Source organism: Mesorhizobium sp. M00.F.Ca.ET.216.01.1.1 (assembly GCF_004010325.2).
In the GTDB taxonomy this organism is placed as follows: Bacteria; Pseudomonadota; Alphaproteobacteria; order Rhizobiales; family Rhizobiaceae; genus Mesorhizobium.
Window position 1 is genome coordinate 32,430 of the sequence record NZ_SADR02000002.1, and the last position, 17,739, is coordinate 50,168.

Here is a 17,739-nt window from a genome sequence, read left to right on the forward strand (position 1 = left end):
AATATGCCTAAAGCGCGTCGCGTTCGACAAAAATGCCGGCACTGAACACTGTTCAGTATCAGCCTTCGTGAAAATGATTGTAGACCATTTTCGCGACCTGCTCGGAAATGCCGTCGACCTTGACAAGATCCTCGATCGCGGCGCGGCTGACCGCCTTGGCGGTGCCGAAATGCATCAGCAGCGCGCGCTTGCGGCCGGGGCCGATGCCACTGATCTCGTCGAGCGGGCTTTTGACCATCTCCTTCTTGCGGCGGGCGCGGTGCGAGCCGATGGCGAAGCGGTGGACCTCGTCGCGCAGTCGCTGGACGAAGTAGAGCACCGGGTCACGCACGGGCAGCGAAAACGGGGCCTTGCCCCTGACGAAGAAGCGTTCGCGTCCGGCGTCACGGTCCTGGCCTTTGGCGATGCCGATCGCCACGACCCGGTCCTCGATGCCGAGATCGGCCAGTATCTGGCGCACCGCCGTCATCTGGCCCTGACCCCCGTCGATCAGAATGACGTCGGGCCACGCCGGGAAGCTGCCGGTATCCTCGATATCGTCGCCCGGTTCGCTTAGGCCGGTGTCGTCCACCGCCGCCTGCCCACCTGGCGGCGCATCGCCATGTTCCTTCAAGAGCCTGGAAAAGCGCCGCTGCATCACCTCGCGCATCATGCCGAAATCGTCGCCCGGCGTGATCTCGGTCGAGCGGATGTTGAATTTGCGGTACTGGTTCTTCACGAACCCTTCCGGCCCAGCGACAACCATGGCGCCGACGGCGTTGGTGCCCATGATGTGCGAGTTGTCGTAGACCTCGATACGCACCGGTGGCTTTTTCAGGCCGAAGGTGTCAGCGAAGCCAGCCAGCAATCGCCCCTGCGTCGAGGTCTCGGCTAGCCGGCGGCCGAGCGCTTCGCGGGCATTCTGCAGTGCGTTGTCGGTCAGGTCCTTCTTCTCGCCGCGCTGCGGCACCGAGATCGTCACCTTGCGGCCGGCGCGGGTGGAAAGAGCCTCGGCGAGCAGCTCCTGGTCCTCGACAGCATGTGACAACAGGATGGTGCGCGGCGTCGGCTTGTCATCGTAAAACTGCGCCAGGAACGAGCCCAGCACCTCGGCCGCCTCCAGCGCCGGATCGGCCTTGGGGAAATAGGCGCGGTTGCCCCAGTTCTGGCCGGTGCGGAAGAAGAACACCTGGATGCAGACCTGGCCGCCTTCCTGGTGGATGGCGAAGACATCGGCTTCATCGACGGTCTGCGGATTGATGCCCTGGTGGCTTTGCACATGCGATAGCGCCGCCAGCCGGTCGCGATAGATGGCGGCGCGCTCGAAATCGAGATTTTCGGAGGCCTGCTGCATGGCAGCTGAGATTTCCGTCTTCACCTTCTGGCTGCGGCCTGACAGAAAATCCTTCGCCTCGGCGACCAGCCTGGCGTAATCGCCATGCGAGATCTCGCCGGTGCAGGGGCCGGCACAGCGCTTGATCTGAAACAGCAGGCATGGCCGGGTGCGGTTCTCGTAGAAGGAGTCCGTGCAGCTTCTGAGCAGGAAGGCACGCTGCAGCGAATTGATGGTGCGGCCGACGGCGCCGGCCGAGGCGAACGGGCCGAAATAGTCGCCCTTGCGCGAGCGCGCACCGCGATGCTTGTAGATGCCGGGCGAGACATGATCGCCGGTCAACAGGATATAGGGGAACGATTTGTCGTCCCGCATCAGAACATTGAATCGCGGCCGCAAGCGCTTGATAAGATTGGCTTCGAGCAGCAGCGCTTCGATTTCGGTGCGGGTGACGACGAATTCCATCGTCGACGTCTCGCGCACCATGCGGCCGATGCGGCTGGTGTGGAAACGGCCTTGCGCGTAGTTGGTCACCCGCTTCTTCAGGCTGCGCGCCTTGCCGACATAGAGCACGTCGCCAGCGGCATTCATCATGCGGTAGACACCGGGCGCGTTGGGCAGCCGCTTGACCAACGTCTGGATGACCTCGGCGCCAACCATGCCGTCGGCATCGCCGGCATGCGGCGTCCAGTCGATGGCGGTGAAGGCGACGTCAGTGGCATCAGTGGCGGCACCTGAAGACTCCACAATCTCCTCCGCCGCCTCGTCCTCGATGTCGATCTCGGGGGGCAGGTCGTCGGCGGCGCCACCGCCGCCGCGTTTGTGTTTGTGGTCTACGGGACTCATTCCACCATGCCTGTCACATCCGGCGTAATGCATGCATATTCAGGCGAATGTCTATGGCCGCCGGAAAAACCTTTTATTTTAAAGGGATATAGCCCCTGCCCTGAAAATCGCAAGATCAGAACAAAAGGGGCATATCCGGATAAAAAGGGGCATTCCGTGGCGAAAATCCCCGGAAAATCCCCGGACAGGTTCCGGGAATGTTCCGTGCAGATGTTCCGCCGCCACAAGCCATGGGCGGATCGTAGCGGGATCGGAGAGCAGCGTGTTTCCCTGCGACATGATCCTTGATCGGATCAGGTTCTATAAGTCTGCACTTTCCGGTTGAAATCCGGTTGTACGGCCCGCATAAAAGGACACGCTAATTTTCCTTTAGCCACCATCCGGGACCGACGGTATGAGCTATGAGGACGCCGCATGAGCGGCCCCCAAATCAACAAGCTGCTGCGGGTCGACCAGATCTGGATGGCCCTGTCCGTCGATGACAACGGCACCGAGGGTGTCTGCGCGGTCCTGGTCGACGACGCATGGATGCCGCTCGTGGCGGCGGACAAACAGCGGCTGCCCTTGCTGCAGCAACAGGCGGCGATAATCGCCAGGCGCGACCAGCGCCTTGTCCGCATCGTGCGCCTGCACGATCGCGAGGAAGTCAGCCAGGTCGACGGGAGGCAGTGATGGCGGGAAGCCGCCCGCGCATGAAGGTCACCGACCAGGAGCCGGAATGATGAGCTACGTCTGCCCCCACTGCCTCGCCGAAAGCCGGAACCCGAACGACCTCAAGAACCTTTATTGCGGCCGCCGCCACCGCTTCGCCGACCGCGATACCGCCGAAGAGAGGGAAGCCAAGCTGAACGCCGATCTGGACTGGATGCTGCGCCGCTACCCGGCGGAGCATGTGCTGGCAGTCCGCGGAAATTCGGCCAAGAGATCACCGATCCCGACGAGGTCGCCCGCATCGAGCGCATGTTCGCCGGCCGCAAGGATCGGCTGCATTGAGCGCGCCGCTGCGCATGTGGACGGTCTACGAGGGAGCCAAAGACGTTCCCACGCGCTACTGCGCCCGACTGTGGTTGGTCGGCTCCAACGGCGTTGCCTCGACCGACGCGCTGATCCACACCGATGCCATCGAGTACCTGCGCGACCAGTTCAGGGCCGAGGGGCTTGTGCCGCTCAAGCGCGTGGCCGAGGATGACCCGGTCATTGTCGAGGTCTGGCTGTGAGCAAGAAATACATCCTCGACGAAGACCACCAGGTCGTCGAGGTCGATCTGTTCACATGGGCGCGCTGGTACGAGACCCAGAACAACCACGTCGCTTCGACCGAGACCGAGCTTTTCCGGATATCGCGTTGGCGTGTTCTCTGCTAAGCTTCTGTTCCTGGCGCGACCACGCCGATCCAATGGGTGACAGGAAGGGCAAAGAACCACCCTTCTGAGACGCTCGGGAAGGTGAATTTTCGATCCGTTGCTGACCTTGCTACGCGACGTAAAAATCAGTTTGGTTGGGCGCTTCTGGTATCGGTGAGAATATGGCGCTTGCGGCCCTTGATCTTCTTGCCGGCATCAAAGCCGCGTGGGCCGCCGCTTTCGGTGGTTTTGCCGACTGGCTGTCGATAGCGCCCGCCGTTGGCTCGGCCGCCCGCCCGGCAAGGAGGCGCGCCGCCATGACCAGCGTTTCGTTGATGATGTCGAGCATACCGCTGTCACGCAGCCGGTAGAAATAGTGCTGAACCGTCGTGAAGGGCGGAAAATCCTTGGGCAGAAGCGCCCACTGACAACCCGTCATCCGATCCTCCGTAGTCTTCGCAAACCACAGAGAATCACAAGCCGCTGAAATCACTCAACATAATGTTCGTTTCGGCTCTCAGAGACCGGAGAGAACCTTTATGCGAAACTCTTCAAGAACATGGTTATACCGTGCAAACGAGAAGTTCGCGGCCACCGTATCGGCGGGCTCAAGAGTGCTCGACGCCGGCGCTGGCGATCAGAAATATGGGCACCTCTTTGCGCATTGTGACTATGAATCTGCAGACTTCGAACTGGTCAACAAGCCGTATGCGAAGTCGACGTATGTTTGCGATTTGGCAGCGATACCTGTCGAGGATGGGCGATTTGACGCGATCATTTTCAACCAGGTCATGGAACACCTGCCGCAACCGGCACTGGTTCTCAATGAACTTGGAAGGGTGCTGAAGCCCGGTGGAACGATGATCTGCAGTGCTCCGTTGTTCTATGAGGAGCACGAACGACCTTACGACTTCTACCGATACACGCAATTCGCCTGGCATTTTATGATGAAAGAGGCGGGCTTCACCATCTTGAACATCGATTGGCTGGAAGGATATTTCGGCACCGTCGCCTACCAGCTTGAGACGGCTTCGAAATATCTTCCGCGAAGATCATATCGAACGGTGCCAGGAGTACTTGGCTGGTCTGCAGTACCTGTTTTGATCTTTAGTCGCTGGCTGTTTCATCTGCTGGCTCGCTTCCTCTATGTCTTGGATGAGCGTGGAAAACACACTTCAAGTGGCTTTCCCAAGAACTATGTTGTAATCGTTCAAAAACCCGCAGCACGGCCAACCGCAGCTCGATCTTAGCTTGGAAACCAGCCGCGTGCTGCGCGAGCACTATGAGGGCTTCGGTCGCTTCGCGCTCTTCAACGCCATGCTGTTGCATACGCTGCCGGTGCAAATCATCAATTGGAAAGACCACTTGCTCAAGGAACCGGAGGAGCGGGTACGCGAGGCAAGGCCGAACGAGGAGGTCGCGATATTCGCCAATCTGGAGCGCGGCTATGACGTCGCCGTCGAATTCGCGATGGCAACCGGCGCTCGCCGCCGGGAGATCGTTCTCCTCGAATGGACGGCGGTTGACTGGTTCAACGACCGGATCACTTTGCATGGCAAGGGCGACAAGAAACGGGTCGTGCCGATGACGCCAGATATTCGCGAATTGCTATGGACACAGAAGGATCATCACCCGACGCGGGGTCTTCACCTTCGTCTCCCGATACACGCGCCGGACAGCCGACGGCCGAGCCTACGAGCGCGGGCGGCGCTATCCGATCACGGCGACTGGCTTGGAAGCTGCCTTCAAACGGGTGCTATCGAAGGCCGGTGTTATCGATTACCGCTTCCACGACAACCGCCATACGGCGGCAACCCGGCTATTGCGGGCGACAGGAAACTTGCGGCTGGTTCAGCGCTTGCTAGGTCATAGCAACATCGAAACGACGACGAAGTACGCACATGTGACGGATGGCGATCTGGCGGCCGGCATGCTTGCCACCGCCGCGCGGAATCCCCGGCGCGGCGTCGAAATCCCCGGAAAAATCCCCGGACGAAGCCGAGTCCAAAGCCGCAAGCGATTGATTAGAAAGGGGAACTCATTCCGTGCCTGTCACATCCGGCGTCTGCCATGCAAGGTGCTGGCCGCCGTCGAGCGCGATCATCTGGCCGGTGACCGAGCGCGCCGCCCAGAGATAGCGGATGGTAGCGCCGAATTCCGGCAATTGCGGGCCGCGCTTGAGGATCAGGCCGGCGACCTGCGCGTCGAAATCCTTGTCGTCCTGGCGCATGTTCTTCAGCGTCGGGCCCGGACCGATGGCGTTGACGCGGATGCGCGGACCCAGCGCCTGCGCCATCATTTCGGTGGCTGCCCACAATGTCGACTTCGACAGCGCGTAGGAGAAATAGCGCGGCGTCGGCCGCCAGACACGCTGGTCGATCATGTTGACGATCAGCCCCTCCTGGCCGTCCGGCAGTGCGCGGGCGAAGTACTGCGCCAAAAGCGCCGGCGCCTTCACGTGGATTGCGAAGTGCCTGTCCCATGCCGGCCCGTCGAAATCCTGGACGCTGTCGTCGACGAACAGCGAGGCGTTGTTGACCAGCAGCGAGACCGGGCCGAGCGCGGCTTCGGCACGGCCGACCAGATTGCCGGCGGCAGCCATGTCGGTGAGGTCGGCGGCGACAACCGCGGCGCGGCCATTGCGGCCAAAATGGCCGTCCCTGATCCGCGCTGCCAGTGCCTCAGCCTCGGCCAGCGAGCGGTTGCAGTGGATGGCGACGGCAAAGCCATGCGCGGCAAGATCCTCGACGATCGCCTTGCCGATCCGCCTTGCTCCACCCGTCACCAGCGCCGTTCCGGCGGCTTTGCTCATCTGTCAATCCTCAATCGGTGCCCCGATTCCTGCATGCCGGCACCGTGCCGGCAAATTATGACGCGCCAACGGTTAAATGCCGTTTTCACCTGGGGCAACATTGTGGCAAAGCGGCGGGACCAGCGTTTTGACCGAGCCAGGACTCGGAGGTCGGACCGTTATATAAGGCGGTGAACCCCTTGCACCAAGCCGCGTTCAGTGCGGCAGATCAAAGCCTCCTGACAACCGCTGTTGCGAAGATGCAACGTCAAGGTTCGGCCTCATTCGTGCCGGGGAATGACCCAAGTTCAGGTTCGCTTCAGCCGCATTTTGACACGACATTCGGAACCGTTGAGCGCCAGATCCGTTTATCCCCCCGGCGGGTTGAGGGGTGCTCATAACAACAAGCCTGTGTCCTGTGGCTTAAGGAGTAAAGAACAATGCAAGCCAATCTTAAATTTGCGCGGCCGCTGGCGGTTGCGCTCGGGCTCTTCGCCCTCGGCGGAACCGCCTATGCCGCGGACGTGGTGCAGGAAGAGCCGCCGGCACCCGCTCCCATTGCGGAACTTCCCGTGGCATCCTGGGCAGGCCCCTATGCCGGTCTGAGCGTCGGCTATGGCTTCAGCGGCCATGCCAAGGCAGAGGATATCGGCGTCAACGTCGGCACCGACGGCGTGGTCGGCGGTGTCTTCGGCGGCTACCAGTGGCAGCAGGAGAACTTCGTCTACGGTGCCGAAGCCGACATCGGCTACAACGGCGTCAAGGGCGAGAGTGATGACATCGAAGCCAAAGGGGGCTTCGAAGGTTCGCTGCGCGCCCGCCTCGGTTACGCCGTCACCCCGGAGATCCTGCTCTATGGCACCGGCGGCGGCGCGCTGAAGAACCAAAAGATGGAAGACCATCTCACTGGTGACAGCGACACCAACACCATGCTCGGCTGGACGGCCGGTGTCGGCACCGACATCAAGATCACCGACAATGTGTTCGGCCGTGTCGAGTACCGCTACACAGACTACGGCAGCAAGAATTTCGACGGTATCGGCGATGTCAAGTCAACCGACAACCGCGTCACCTTTGGCGTTGGTATGAAGTTCTAAGTCGTCCAAGCCACGACACGAAAAAGCCGGGCCTTGCGCCCGGCTTTTTTATTGGCAGATTGGGAGAATCTCTACGCCGACGCAGCGCCTAAAATTCAAGCCGGAACGCAGGGCTTCAGTTCCGGGAACTTCTCGTCGAAACGCGCCGCCCAGCGGGTCAGCCGGCTGCGGCCCTTTTCCCATTTTCCGGCAAAGCGCAGCGAGAGATAGCCGAGGCAGGCGCGCAGCGCTATCTGGCCGGCGGTGATCTTCTTCGGCAGTTTCGGCGGATTGGCGTTGAGCAGATCGAGCGCGGCGGTGATCTTCGCCCACTGACGGTCGAGCCAGGGCTGATAGACCATGTCTTCAGGGCGGGTGCGCCGCTCGTAGACCATCGACAGCGCGCAGTCGCAGATGCCGTCGGCCAATGCCTCCAGCACTTCGGCCTCGAGGCGCTTGTCAGGATTGCGCGGAAACAGCGCGTTCTTCGACAGCCGGTTGAGATGCTGGGTAATAGTGCGGCTGTCGTGGATCGAGCGGCCGTCGTCGAGCACCAGCACCGGGATCTTGCCAAGCGGATTGGCGCCGATCAGCTCGGCCGGCTTTTCCTCGGTTTTTATCGGCACGAGATCGACGGCGATGCCGGCATAGGCTGCTGCCATGCGCACCTTGGAACTGTAGGGGGAAGTCGACGCGTAGAGCAGTCTCGGCATGATCGGGTTCCTGTTTGCGGGACAAGCAGTTTTGGCCGATCAGCCTTTGTCGAGCAACGGCCAGAAACCGAAAAACAAGCCGCCAGCAAACACGGCAATGGTTTCCGCGGCGATCTTTGACGCAATGAGCCGTAGCGCAGTCACAGAAAGAACTGCGTACGTCTCCACCGGACTTCGCCGCACGGCGAAGTCCTGGGAGCTGCGAAAAGATGTCCTCCGTCCGCCTCTGTTCTCGCCTTGCCGAGCACCCAAACCAGTGAGCGCGGCGCCGTTCCGGCACCCGCCCTCGATGTCTTCGGCACTGTCCCCCGCGAGCGAGGAAACGCGACTACTACTTCTTGGCCTTCGCCTTCGCGGGCGCTGCCTTCGGCTTGGCCGCCGGTGCAGCTTTCTTCACTGCTGCCGAAGACTTCGCTGCCGCCAACTTCTTTGCCGGTGCAGCCTTGGCCTTGGCAGGCGCTGCCTTCTTCGCTGCCGGCTTCGCCGCAGCCTTTGCAGCCGGTTTCTTGGCCGGTGCTGCCTTCGCCTTGGCGGGCGCAGCCTTGGCCGGTGCTGCCTTCTTCACCGCCGGTTTTGCGGCGGCTTTCGCAGCAGGCTTCTTGGCTGGTGCTGCCTTGGCCTTGGGCGCGGCGGCCTTCGGCTTGGCCGCAGGTGCCGCTTTCTTCACTGCGGTAGCGGCCTTCGCCGCCGCCGCTTTTACTGGTGCTTTCTTTGCCGGTGACTTGGATGCCGGCGCTTTGGATGACTGCTTAGCCATATCATGCCCCTTCCGTTGTGCCGACGGCCGTTAATGACCCGGCGCGCAATGCATATCTGACTCGCGCTTGTCTAGCCAGCGAAGCATTAGGTTGATTATCAGAGTTTAAATTTCGGTAATCAACGGCAAGCGACCATGCTGATCGTCGCAAAATTCCGTCGCGAATCTTCGACCTCCGCCATGGAGTTCTGCGACGGAAATTCTCCGCGCTCTATCGTCGTCTGTCTTCTCCACAAGCTCGTGGATTTTGCAGCATCTGCCGCACTCTGTTCCTGAAATATGAGGCATCGCAAAATATGTGACACGGCAAGATCTGCCATGACGCGGTAGCATTCGGATTTCTCGGCAGAGTTGTCAGGAAGCCTGCGCGAAATTCATCACGGGTCAGGCTGGGCATCAATGGCTACCCATGGAGCTTGAGGTTCGTAGCGCAAACGAGAACGATGCGGAAGCAGTGAGCCGCGTGATCCTGGCAGCGTTGCGGGAAAGCAAAGTGAAAGACTACTCGCAAGACATCATCGCTCGCGTGGAGCAGAACTTCAGCCCATCCGCGGTGCTGGCGCTGCTGAGGAGGCGAAAGGTTTGCGGTCATGCGTGACAGGATTGTTGGAACAGCCAGCCTGGATGGAAGAACTGTTCGATCGGTATTTGTGGACCCTGAATTGCAACGTCGCGGCATTGGCAAACGACTTATGGCGGAAGTCGAGGACGCTGCGCGCGGCGATGGCTACCACGGTGGCGAACACACCATCATGGAGCGCTCTCTGCGGCAGCCATCGAGGTCTGGTTGAGCCGGGGGGATTTCTGCGGCGCCAGATTCAAACCCGGCTCATGAAGTGCGGCAGCGCCGATGCCAGCAACCCTGCGCCCGATGCGGCCAAGAGCGTGAGGACAGTCTTTCGAAACGTCGCTTCGCTGATGCCGATATAGAGCCTCGCGCCAACGAGCGTTGGTATCAGCATGGCCGGAGCGACAATGGCGAACATCGGCAGCATTTCAGCCTTGATCTTCCCGGTCACAATATAAGCGACCATTGTCAGCGAAAGAGTCGCCAGATTGAAATTCTGGATGACAATGCGCTGCGTGTCCTTTTCCCACTGGCGCAGGACACACCATAATGTTGGAACCGGGCCGGTAAAACCGCCAATTCCGCCCATGATGCCGCCAATCAGACCTATTGCCCCGTCTGCAACATGACCGCCGATAGTCAAGCGAGGCAGACGACGAGCAAAAAGCATCAAGGGACACCAAACGATCAGCAGTGCGCCGAAGACCAACTTGAACAGCTGTACATCCAGCAAGGGCAGAATGGCGACACCAACTGGAATCCCCATAATTCCGCCGAGCAAAAATGGCAGCAGAAGCTTGAGATCCAAGCCCCGGCGCACGGTGACGGCGGCGATGATCTGGCCCGTGAGCGCTCCAAAAACCGCCATGGCACCAGCAAGCTGGGGCTCCACTGTCCAAACCCAAAACGACATAGCGACCAGGCTGAAAGCGAATCCGGACAGCCCCTGGACGAAGCCTGCGACGATCGCTCCAATTGCAACAAAATAGACAAGCGAGTCCATGCAGCGCTGTTTCCCCCGCGAGATATATCCGACGTGGTCGGAGGTCGTTGACTTGCATCGAAATCCACCGCTTGCACAACGTTTCTCGGCTGCCTGAGTGGCGCGAGAATTCAGTCGCGATGCGATCACGTCACCTTCGCGCGCGATCCTCGATCGGGGCGGAGCGGAAACGGTCAAGGATAGGATCGATCGCGCCGCAAGCGGGAAACAGGGTCTTGAATCGGAAAGCCGCGATCAGCGCAGGACGCGGCAGCGGCCGTTGTAGACCATCCAGCGGTCGAAGCCCGAGACGCAGAATTCGACGTTGTCGCCGATCGAAGCGAAGCCCTGGCCTTCCTCGATCAGGTACCAGATGGTGCGGGCGCGGCCGTCGGAGAGGCTGACGGTGGCGCCGCAATAGCGGCGGCCGATCGGCCAGGTTTCGTCGGCCGGCAGATAGCGATGCTGGTGGATGCGCTGGAAATCGGTGATCTGCACATCCGGCAGATGCGGCACATGATGCACCTGGTAGGAGAAGCGGTCGGTGATCTTGTTCAGCACCCAGGCTTCGCCGCAGACCCCGCTGTCTTCCTCGATATAGACGCCAAGGTCGGCTGAGTGGGTCGCCGACGTGACGCCGAGAGGCGCGCCGAGCGGAGTGCAAAGAGAAATCAGTGCGGCAAGGGCGGATTTGGCGAAGCGAGTCATGGCAGCCTCTCATGGTCGACTGCGCGCACTGTGCGGATTCGCCCGCTCGCGGTCAAGCGGTTGTAGAAACTATGGTTTCCACCTTCGGTATTGCCTTTGGCCAATGGCTGGTTTTGCCGAACGATAGGCCATGTCCACCCCTTGCAACGATCAGGCGTCGCCAGGGAGCGAAGGGCGTGCCGCGAGCGCACGGCCTCCAACCGCAATGGCGAGCGCGACGCCGATCAGAACCGCCGCGACCGCGAAGGTGATCCGCATACCGGCGGCAACGGCCTCTGGATGGGCCGTAGTGATGTCGATCGTCGCCGATGCGAGCGCGAACACAGCACCCATGACGGATGCCCCGGTGACGAGCCCGAGATTGCGCGACAGGCTGAGCATGCCGGAAATGACGCCCCGCTGGCCCGGATGGACATCCATCATGACAGCAGTGTTGTTGGCCGCCTGGAACAGCTGGTAGCCGGGGGTCAAGACGGCGATGGCGGCAATGTAGCCCGCAACGCCTGATATCGCCGGAAGCACGGATAGGGCAATTGACCCAGCCGCCATTGAGGTGAGCCCAACGACGACCATGAACGGCGCGCCCAGACGGTCGACGACACGACCGGCCGGGACACCGCTCAGTGCGGAGATGATTGGGCCAATCGACATGACGATTCCAACAAGTGCCGGGCCGAGCCCGAGCGCGCGAGAGAGGTAGAACGGCCCGACCGCCAGCGTCGCCATCACGACCGTGGAGACGAGCACGTTCATCGCCAGGCTCGCACTCAGCACCGGATCGCGGAACATCGCCAACCGGATCAAAGGCGATGCTGCTCTCGACTCGGCGAACACGAAGAGGCCGGTGCCGAAGACGGCAGCCGACAGCAAAGCCATATTGAGCGGACCGAAACTGCCGCGTCCGATCGTCATGGCGAGCGCATAGGCCGCGAGCGTCAGGGCAAGCAGCAGCGTGCCTATGGTGTCGAAGCCGGCCCGATCCGTCTTCGGCCCCCTGATGTCAACGGGCAGGTGGCGATACGCGAGAAGAAAAGCCAGGATGCCAAGCGGCACGTTGACGAGGAAGATTGCCCGCCAACCAAGGCCGGCGATCAGAAAGCCGCCGAGCGATGGACCGAGAGCGGTGCCAATCGCCGACATCGTTCCGAGCAGCCCCATGGCGCTGCCGGTCCTTGCCTTCGAAACCGTCTCGCCGACAAGGGCCATGGCAAGGGCCATCATGACGGCCGCTCCGAGGCCCTGCGCTGCCCGGGCGGCAATCAGCAGCCAGAGCGTGGGCGCTGCGCCGCTTAAGGCCGAGGCCACCGTGAACAAGAAGATCCCGGCCAGCAGCAGCCGTCGGCGGCCGGCGATGTCACCGAGCCGTCCGGCGCTGACGATCAGGGTGGTGATGGCAAGGAGATAAGCCAGCACGACCCATTGGACGTCCTGGAAGGAGGCGTTGAACGCCTGTGCCAGGGTCGGCAAACCGACATTGGCGATGCTGGTGCCGAGCGAGGATAGCAGCATGGATAGCGAAAGGCTGGCGAGTGCCCAGCGAACCGAAGGTGTCCGTTCCGCACTTGCGGCGACTGCCACATCTCGTCCTGCAATGATCGGCTTCAACATGGACTCCGTCTTCTGGCGGCTCCGGAAAATGGAGCTGTCAGACAGCTAGTCCCTTGCCTGATATGGCGGAAGGCGCATCATTTGCACTTTATTCGTGCGTTTGACGCCATGGCAGATTACGCCTGTCGTGCTACGATCGATGCATGTCGCACCCTGATCTCAATCTGCTAGTCACCCTTGATGTGCTGCTGACGGAAGGCAGCGTGGCACGCGCCGCCAAACGGCTGCGGCTGAGCCCGTCGGCGATGAGCCGCGCGCTGGCGCGATTGCGGGAGACGACCGGCGATCCGCTGCTGGTCCGGGCCGGACGCAGCCTTGTTCCGACACCGCGGGCGCTTGAGCTTCGCGAGCGCGCCGGTCAGCTTGTGCAGGACGCCGAAGCCGTTCTGCGTCCGGTCGAGACGCTCGACCTGAAACGGCTCGTGCGAACATTCACGCTCAGAAACGGGGATGGTTTTGTCGAGAATTTCGGACCGGATCTCATTGCGCGCGTGGAGGAACAGGCACCGGGCGTGCGGCTGCGTTTTGTGCCGAAGCCGGACAAGGACAGCACGCCGCTGCGCGACGGCAGTGTAGACCTGGAAACGGGCGTCGTCGGAAAGACCATGGGACCGGAGGTGCGCGCGCAAGCCTTATTCCGTGATCGTTTCGTCGGTGTCGTGCGCAAGAGGCACCCACTGGTTCAAGGTAAGATCACGCCTGCCCGTTACGCGGCCGGCCGGCACATCCTGATCTCGCGTCGCGGGCTCGACAGGGGACCGATCGATGATGCCCTCGAGCCGTCGGGGCTGAAACGGGAGATCGTGACGGTAGTCGCCGGCTTCTCGGAAGCCCTGGCTCTGGCGCGCGCCTCGGACCTGATCGCCAGCGTTCCCGAACGCTATACGGGAAACCTGCGCGATGGAATGTTCTGTTTTCCTCTGCCGGTTCCCCTGCCGGAAATCACGATCTCATTGCTCTGGCATCCGCGGCTGGACGCCGATCCGGCGCATCGCTGGCTGCGCGGGTGCGTTCGGGACATCTGCGCGGCGCAACTCACCGACGCATCGAACCGAGGAAGAGCCGCCGGAGGCTGAAGTGGCTAGGATCTCGGCTTCACCCCTACTCGCCAGCCAGCCATTCCAGCGTCCAATGCGCCGGTTTTTCGACCGTCAGCAGCCGGTGCAAGACCGGCAGCAGCGTGCGCAATTCGCCTTCCAGCGTGAAGGGCGGGTTGACCACCACCATGCCGCTGCCGTCGAGGCTGGGGTCGGCCGAGGGTGGCCTGATCTCGAGGCCGATGTCGAGCAGCTTCGGAACGCTTGTTTCCTTCAGCGCCTTGCGGAAAGCGGCGACCGCCTTGCGGTCCTTGACCGGATACCACAGCGCCCGGCCAGCGCCGGTGGGCTCGCTGGAGCCCTTCGGCCAGGCGGTCGAACTCGCCCTCCTCCTCGAACGGCGGATCAACCAGGACGAGGCCGCGCTTTTCCTTCGGCGGCAGATGCGCGCCGTCAGCCGATGGTTGCCGCCAGCACCAGCCCGCCGATAACGGCGACATTGATCAGAAAGGCAGAACGCAGCGCTTGCCTTTCCGGTCCGTCATAGCGCCAGAAACACAGGACGAGCATGTTCGCCGCCGCCGTGAACAGGATCAGTGCGCCGGCGGTGTAAGGCACCGCGACGCCCATGGCGAGGCAGAAGCCGGCCACGACTTCCAGCATTGAGCCGGCGGCGAGCAGAAAGGCCGGAGCCGGAAACCGCCGCGCGGCCAGATCTCCGCTGATCGCCCTGAATTTCACGAAATGCTCGATTCCAGCCCAGAGGAAGACGCCGCCGATCAGCGCCAAGCCGAGCGCGTGGCCGGTTTGGATGAACATGCCGGCCTCACTCGCGGACGCTTCGCCGGCCGCGAGCGAAGGGATGAGATACTGGGCGATTTTCCCGGTGACCCCGGTTGCCAGGATGGTCATGGCCCTGCTCCGGTTCAATCTTCAGGCAGAAAGCCGGGGTTGAAGACAACCTCCCAGAGGTGATCGTCTGGATCCTGGAAATAGCCAGCGTAGCCACCCCAGAAGGTCTTCTGGGCCGGCTTGACCAGGCGTGCGCCGGCCGCGATGGCCTGCCGCATTACGGCGTCGACCTCGGCCTGGCTGGCCACGTTGTGACCGATCGTGAACTCCGTCGGGCTGCGGCTGGTCTGGCCGATGCCGGCATCACGGGCGATGTTGCCGCGCTCGAAGATCGCAAACTTCAAACCACCCTGCAGCGTGAAGAAGGCCACGGCGCCATGCTCGAATTCCTGACCAGTAATGCCTTCGGTCGGAAATCCAAGGCCATTCCGATAGAATTCCAGTGAGTTTTCCAGATTGTCGACGCCAAGTGTGACGACACTTATTCGGGCTTTCATGTCGGTCTCTCCTCTCAATGGTCACCAATGTTTTGCCGGCGAGCCGGGAGCGGATATGATCAGGCTCCGCGACCGGCGCCGACTGCGTCCGGTTTGCCATGGCGACAGCGGCGTGCATTGAAGATTTCGGCCAAAATGCCAAGGCGACAGAGAAAGCGGACCGAGCAAGCTGACGAAGGCCAAAGGGATGGAAGCGGTACTGGCGCAGACCACTGGCTTTTTCCATAAACGCGCGGCTGACCGGCGCCTGGCCGGCGCGTTCGCCTCGGTCTGGATCCACCGCATGCAGGATCAGGACGCGCCACCTATCATCATAACGCCGGATGCGACGATCGACCTGCAATGGATCGACGGCCAGTTCCGGGTCGCGGGGCCGGACCGGGAGCCGCAAATCGAGACCTTGCCCTCCGGCGCCCTGGTCGTCGGCTTCCGGTTTCGGCCAGGCGCGGCTGCCGCCTGGCTGGGCGTGCCTGCGAGCGAGATCGTGGGGCAACGCCTCGATCTGGATGAGCTATGGGGAGCCAAGGCCCGACAGCTAGCGGGCCGCGTTCGCGCCGCCCCCGACCTCGCCGCCTTGGTGGGGTCTCTGGAGGACGCGATCGGCCAATCTGCGGCCGGGCGTGAGGCGCTCGACCCGATCATGGGTAATGCCTACGACGTCATCGACCAAGGCTTGCCGGCCGGTGCGCCTCTGGTGCCCTTTCTTCTTCGCGCGCTGCACATGAGCGAGAGGACCTTGCGCCGCCGCTTCGAGGAAAGTTTCGGATATGGACCGAAGACGCTCGACCGCATCCTGCGCTTTCACCGCTTCCGACGCCTGCTGCGCGCGTCCGGCGGTGCCTCGACCGCGGTGCTTGCGGCTGAGGCTGGCTATTCGGATCAAGCCCATCTCATACGCGAGAGCCGGCGGCTGTCGGGCATCACGCCGTCCGCGCTGGCAGATGGCATGCCTCGGACTTAGCATTCTACCCGGCGCCGGTGTGCTGACTTTTCGGGGCCTCGCTCATCGGCCGAGCTTCGGCCGGGGGACGCCTACTCCCCCGCCAGCCAGTCCAGCGTCCAATGCGCCGGTTTTTCGACCGCCAGCAGCCGGTGCAAGGCCGGCAGCAGCGTGCGCAATTCGCCTTCCAGCGTGAACGGCGGGTTGGCCACGACCATGCCGCTGCCGTCGAGGCTGGGGTCGGCCGAGGGCGGCCTGATTTCGAAGCCGATGTCGAGCAGCTTCGGAATGCCTGTTTCCTTCAGCGCCTTGCGGAAAGCGGCAACCGCCTTGCGGTCCTTGACCGGATACCACAGCGCGTAGATGCCGCCCGGCCAGCGCTTGTGGGCTCGCTGGAGCCCCTCGACGAGGCGGTCAAACTCGCCCTCCTCCTCGAACGGCGGATCAACCAGCACCAGGCCGCGCTTTTCCTTCGGCGGCAGATGCGCGCCGAGCGCCAGCCAGCCGTCGAGTTCGATCACCCGGGTCTGGAAATCGCTAGCAAACAGCGCCTTCAGCTTGGCGACATCCTGAGGGTGCAGTTCGATCGCCGACAGCCGGTCCTGCTTGCGCAGGAGATGCCTGGCGATCAGCGGCGAGCCCGGATATTTTTTCACCGCGCCATCGGGATTGAGCGACCGCACCGCGTCGAGATAGGGCGCGAGAAGCGCTGCCGCCGCGCCGCTCGGCTCGGCATCGATCAGCCGGCCGATGCCGCCTTGCCATTCGCCGGTCTTCTGCGCTTCGCTCGACGACAGATCGTAGCGGCCGATGCCGGCATGGGTGTCGATGACGCGAAACGCCTTGCCCTTCTGCTTCAGATATTCGACGAGCCGGCTCAGCACGACATGCTTGACGACATCGGCGAAGTTTCCGGCGTGATAGGCGTGGCGGTAGTTCAATTGGAGCCCCTGCCCCAGCGCGGCGGTGGCGGCTGCGAGTTCGGATTTTCCGGCCGGCGGCGGCCGAAACGCAACGCCATCACCAGGCCGATCAGACCCGCCGCCATCAGCGAGAAACCGACCGGCCGCGCGCGGCGATCGATCTCGCCGGCGCCGGCGCGCAGCACCAGGTCCACCGCCCGCATCTCGATGCCCTCGGCGTCGCCCAGGCCGACGGTGAAGAGATAGGGACCGGGGCTGACCGTCGGGATCAGGCCGGCCTCGTCGCGAAAGATCTTGTCCGGCAGTTGCGGGCTGACCTGGCGCGGATTGTCGGAATGGTTGAACTGCAGCGTCGAAGCCAGCACCGTCCTGCCGCCGCTGGCGGCGGTCAACGTCAGCACGGTGCGCTGCTGCGAGACGATGCGCTCGGCATTTGCCGTGAGGTCGACCAGCACCCGCACCGGCGCATCGCGTCCGGCAAGCGGCACCGTCACCGGCTTGAAGCGGCCCTGCTCGTAGACCCGCCAACTGCCGATCTCATGGCCAGAGAAATTGCTCATCGCCCAGGGATAGACGATGCCGATGCCGGTGCCGGCGAGCAGGATCAGGACAAACAGCAAGCGCATCCGCACAGCTACCTTGCATTAGTGCCGGGACAGTCGGCCGCGCGTTCGCTTTTTCTTGATCAGTGAGTCCATGGCGCCGCTTTACATCGTAAGGCTTGGAAAAACCAGAAGAAGGTCGATTGTGGCGCATCTTCCCTTCTCGCCTTGTTGTGGGAGAAGGT

Annotated in this window: 21 protein-coding genes and 2 pseudogenes; 10 read left to right on the forward strand and 13 right to left on the reverse strand. The window is 62.4% G+C overall.

Annotated elements, in window-relative coordinates; translation table 11 throughout:
* Nucleotides 1-58 precede the first annotated feature (58 nt).
* The gene (gene uvrC / locus EN859_RS02970; protein WP_127856085.1) at nt 59-2,158 is read right to left on the reverse strand and encodes an excinuclease ABC subunit UvrC; all 2,100 of its coding nucleotides are present in this window, start codon (nt 2,156-2,158) and stop codon (nt 59-61) included.
* A 414-nt stretch (nt 2,159-2,572) separates the two neighbouring features.
* On the opposite strand from uvrC, the gene EN859_RS02975 reads away from it, so the two are divergent.
* From EN859_RS02975 to EN859_RS37975, 3 genes are all read left to right on the forward strand, one after another.
* Nucleotides 2,573-2,830, forward strand: a complete 258-nt coding sequence (locus EN859_RS02975) for a hypothetical protein (RefSeq protein WP_135913519.1) — start codon at nt 2,573-2,575, stop codon at nt 2,828-2,830.
* A 317-nt stretch (nt 2,831-3,147) separates the two neighbouring features.
* Complete coding sequence (locus tag EN859_RS02980) at nt 3,148-3,375, forward strand: hypothetical protein (protein ID WP_127851462.1); 228 nt, start codon at nt 3,148-3,150, stop codon at nt 3,373-3,375.
* Nucleotides 3,372-3,521: a hypothetical protein gene (locus EN859_RS37975; protein ID WP_189501654.1), complete on the forward strand. Its 150-nt coding sequence runs from the start codon at nt 3,372-3,374 to the stop codon at nt 3,519-3,521. The genes EN859_RS02980 and EN859_RS37975 overlap by 4 nt, the downstream gene beginning before the upstream one ends.
* A 146-nt stretch (nt 3,522-3,667) precedes the next feature.
* Here EN859_RS37975 and EN859_RS02985 read toward each other — a convergent pair.
* A pseudogene (locus tag EN859_RS02985) lies at nt 3,668-3,936 on the reverse strand (transposase); the annotation flags it as partial.
* Between the two features lie 103 nt (nt 3,937-4,039).
* Between EN859_RS02985 and EN859_RS02990 the strand changes: the two are divergent.
* Together EN859_RS02990 and EN859_RS02995 are read left to right on the forward strand one after the other, a co-directional pair.
* Nucleotides 4,040-4,750, forward strand: a complete 711-nt coding sequence (locus tag EN859_RS02990; RefSeq protein ID WP_127851463.1) for a class I SAM-dependent methyltransferase — start codon at nt 4,040-4,042, stop codon at nt 4,748-4,750.
* A gap of 1 nt (nt 4,751) precedes the next feature.
* On the forward strand, nt 4,752-5,372 hold the full coding sequence (locus tag EN859_RS02995; protein ID WP_127851464.1) for a tyrosine-type recombinase/integrase: 621 nt from the start codon (nt 4,752-4,754) through the stop codon (nt 5,370-5,372).
* 166 nt (nt 5,373-5,538) lie between these two features.
* Here EN859_RS02995 and EN859_RS03000 read toward each other — a convergent pair whose 3' ends face one another.
* Complete coding sequence (locus EN859_RS03000; protein WP_127851465.1) at nt 5,539-6,312, reverse strand: SDR family oxidoreductase; 774 nt, start codon at nt 6,310-6,312, stop codon at nt 5,539-5,541.
* Between the two features lie 419 nt (nt 6,313-6,731).
* Between EN859_RS03000 and EN859_RS03005 the strand changes: the two genes are divergently transcribed.
* A complete protein-coding gene (locus tag EN859_RS03005; RefSeq protein ID WP_127851466.1) occupies nt 6,732-7,388 on the forward strand; it encodes an outer membrane protein in 657 nt (218 codons plus the stop codon).
* A 95-nt stretch (nt 7,389-7,483) separates the two neighbouring features.
* Here EN859_RS03005 and EN859_RS03010 read toward each other — a convergent pair whose 3' ends face one another.
* Together EN859_RS03010 and EN859_RS03015 are read right to left on the reverse strand one after the other, a co-directional pair.
* Nucleotides 7,484-8,080: a glutathione S-transferase family protein gene (locus EN859_RS03010; RefSeq protein WP_127851467.1), complete on the reverse strand. Its 597-nt coding sequence runs from the start codon at nt 8,078-8,080 to the stop codon at nt 7,484-7,486.
* 331 nt (nt 8,081-8,411) lie between these two features.
* On the reverse strand, nt 8,412-8,837 hold the full coding sequence (locus tag EN859_RS03015) for a histone (protein ID WP_127851468.1): 426 nt from the start codon (nt 8,835-8,837) through the stop codon (nt 8,412-8,414).
* 409 nt (nt 8,838-9,246) lie between these two features.
* Here EN859_RS03015 and EN859_RS39010 point away from each other — a divergent pair, with 409 nt between their 5' ends.
* Together EN859_RS39010 and EN859_RS39015 are read left to right on the forward strand one after the other, a co-directional pair.
* The gene (locus tag EN859_RS39010) at nt 9,247-9,435 is read left to right on the forward strand and encodes a hypothetical protein (RefSeq protein ID WP_245525451.1); all 189 of its coding nucleotides are present in this window, start codon (nt 9,247-9,249) and stop codon (nt 9,433-9,435) included.
* Entirely contained in the window at nt 9,428-9,628 is a 201-nt protein-coding gene (locus EN859_RS39015; RefSeq protein WP_245525452.1) for a GNAT family N-acetyltransferase, read from the forward strand. Before EN859_RS39010 ends, EN859_RS39015 begins: the two co-directional genes overlap by 8 nt.
* Before the next feature lie 27 nt (nt 9,629-9,655).
* Here the strand turns inward: EN859_RS39015 and EN859_RS03025 are convergent, their stop codons facing one another.
* The 3 genes from EN859_RS03025 to EN859_RS03035 all read right to left on the reverse strand — a co-directional run bounded on the left by EN859_RS03025 (nt 9,656) and on the right by EN859_RS03035 (nt 12,703).
* Nucleotides 9,656-10,408 carry a sulfite exporter TauE/SafE family protein gene (locus EN859_RS03025; RefSeq protein ID WP_127851469.1) on the reverse strand — a complete coding sequence of 251 codons (753 nt, stop codon included), beginning with the start codon at nt 10,406-10,408 and terminating at the stop codon, nt 9,656-9,658.
* Between the two features lie 234 nt (nt 10,409-10,642).
* On the reverse strand, nt 10,643-11,095 hold the full coding sequence (locus EN859_RS03030; RefSeq protein ID WP_127851470.1) for a hypothetical protein: 453 nt from the start codon (nt 11,093-11,095) through the stop codon (nt 10,643-10,645).
* A gap of 150 nt (nt 11,096-11,245) precedes the next feature.
* The gene (locus tag EN859_RS03035) at nt 11,246-12,703 is read right to left on the reverse strand and encodes an MFS transporter (protein ID WP_127851471.1); all 1,458 of its coding nucleotides are present in this window, start codon (nt 12,701-12,703) and stop codon (nt 11,246-11,248) included.
* Nucleotides 12,704-12,846: 143 nt separating this feature from the next.
* On the opposite strand from EN859_RS03035, the gene EN859_RS03040 reads away from it, so the two are divergent.
* Nucleotides 12,847-13,779 carry a LysR family transcriptional regulator gene (locus EN859_RS03040; protein WP_127851472.1) on the forward strand — a complete coding sequence of 311 codons (933 nt, stop codon included), beginning with the start codon at nt 12,847-12,849 and terminating at the stop codon, nt 13,777-13,779.
* Between the two features lie 25 nt (nt 13,780-13,804).
* Here EN859_RS03040 and rlmJ read toward each other — a convergent pair.
* From rlmJ to EN859_RS03055, 3 genes and pseudogenes are all read right to left on the reverse strand, one after another.
* Nucleotides 13,805-14,198, reverse strand: a pseudogene (gene rlmJ / locus EN859_RS03045) (23S rRNA (adenine(2030)-N(6))-methyltransferase RlmJ); the annotation flags it as partial.
* Nucleotides 14,194-14,652, reverse strand: a complete 459-nt coding sequence (locus EN859_RS03050) for a DoxX family protein (protein WP_245525453.1) — start codon at nt 14,650-14,652, stop codon at nt 14,194-14,196. The gene EN859_RS03050 and the pseudogene rlmJ, both read right to left, overlap by 5 nt.
* Before the next feature lie 14 nt (nt 14,653-14,666).
* A complete protein-coding gene (locus EN859_RS03055; protein WP_127851473.1) occupies nt 14,667-15,089 on the reverse strand; it encodes a VOC family protein in 423 nt (140 codons plus the stop codon).
* A gap of 187 nt (nt 15,090-15,276) precedes the next feature.
* Here EN859_RS03055 and EN859_RS03060 point away from each other — a divergent pair, with 187 nt between their 5' ends.
* Nucleotides 15,277-16,050 carry a helix-turn-helix domain-containing protein gene (locus tag EN859_RS03060; RefSeq protein WP_127851474.1) on the forward strand — a complete coding sequence of 258 codons (774 nt, stop codon included), beginning with the start codon at nt 15,277-15,279 and terminating at the stop codon, nt 16,048-16,050.
* A gap of 71 nt (nt 16,051-16,121) precedes the next feature.
* Here EN859_RS03060 and EN859_RS03065 read toward each other — a convergent pair whose 3' ends face one another.
* Both EN859_RS03065 and EN859_RS03070 read right to left on the reverse strand, forming a co-directional pair.
* Entirely contained in the window at nt 16,122-16,970 is an 849-nt protein-coding gene (locus tag EN859_RS03065) for a 23S rRNA (adenine(2030)-N(6))-methyltransferase RlmJ (RefSeq protein WP_127851475.1), read from the reverse strand.
* Nucleotides 16,967-17,578 carry a hypothetical protein gene (locus tag EN859_RS03070; protein WP_127851476.1) on the reverse strand — a complete coding sequence of 204 codons (612 nt, stop codon included), beginning with the start codon at nt 17,576-17,578 and terminating at the stop codon, nt 16,967-16,969. Before EN859_RS03070 ends, EN859_RS03065 begins: the two co-directional genes overlap by 4 nt.
* Nucleotides 17,579-17,739 lie beyond the last annotated feature (161 nt).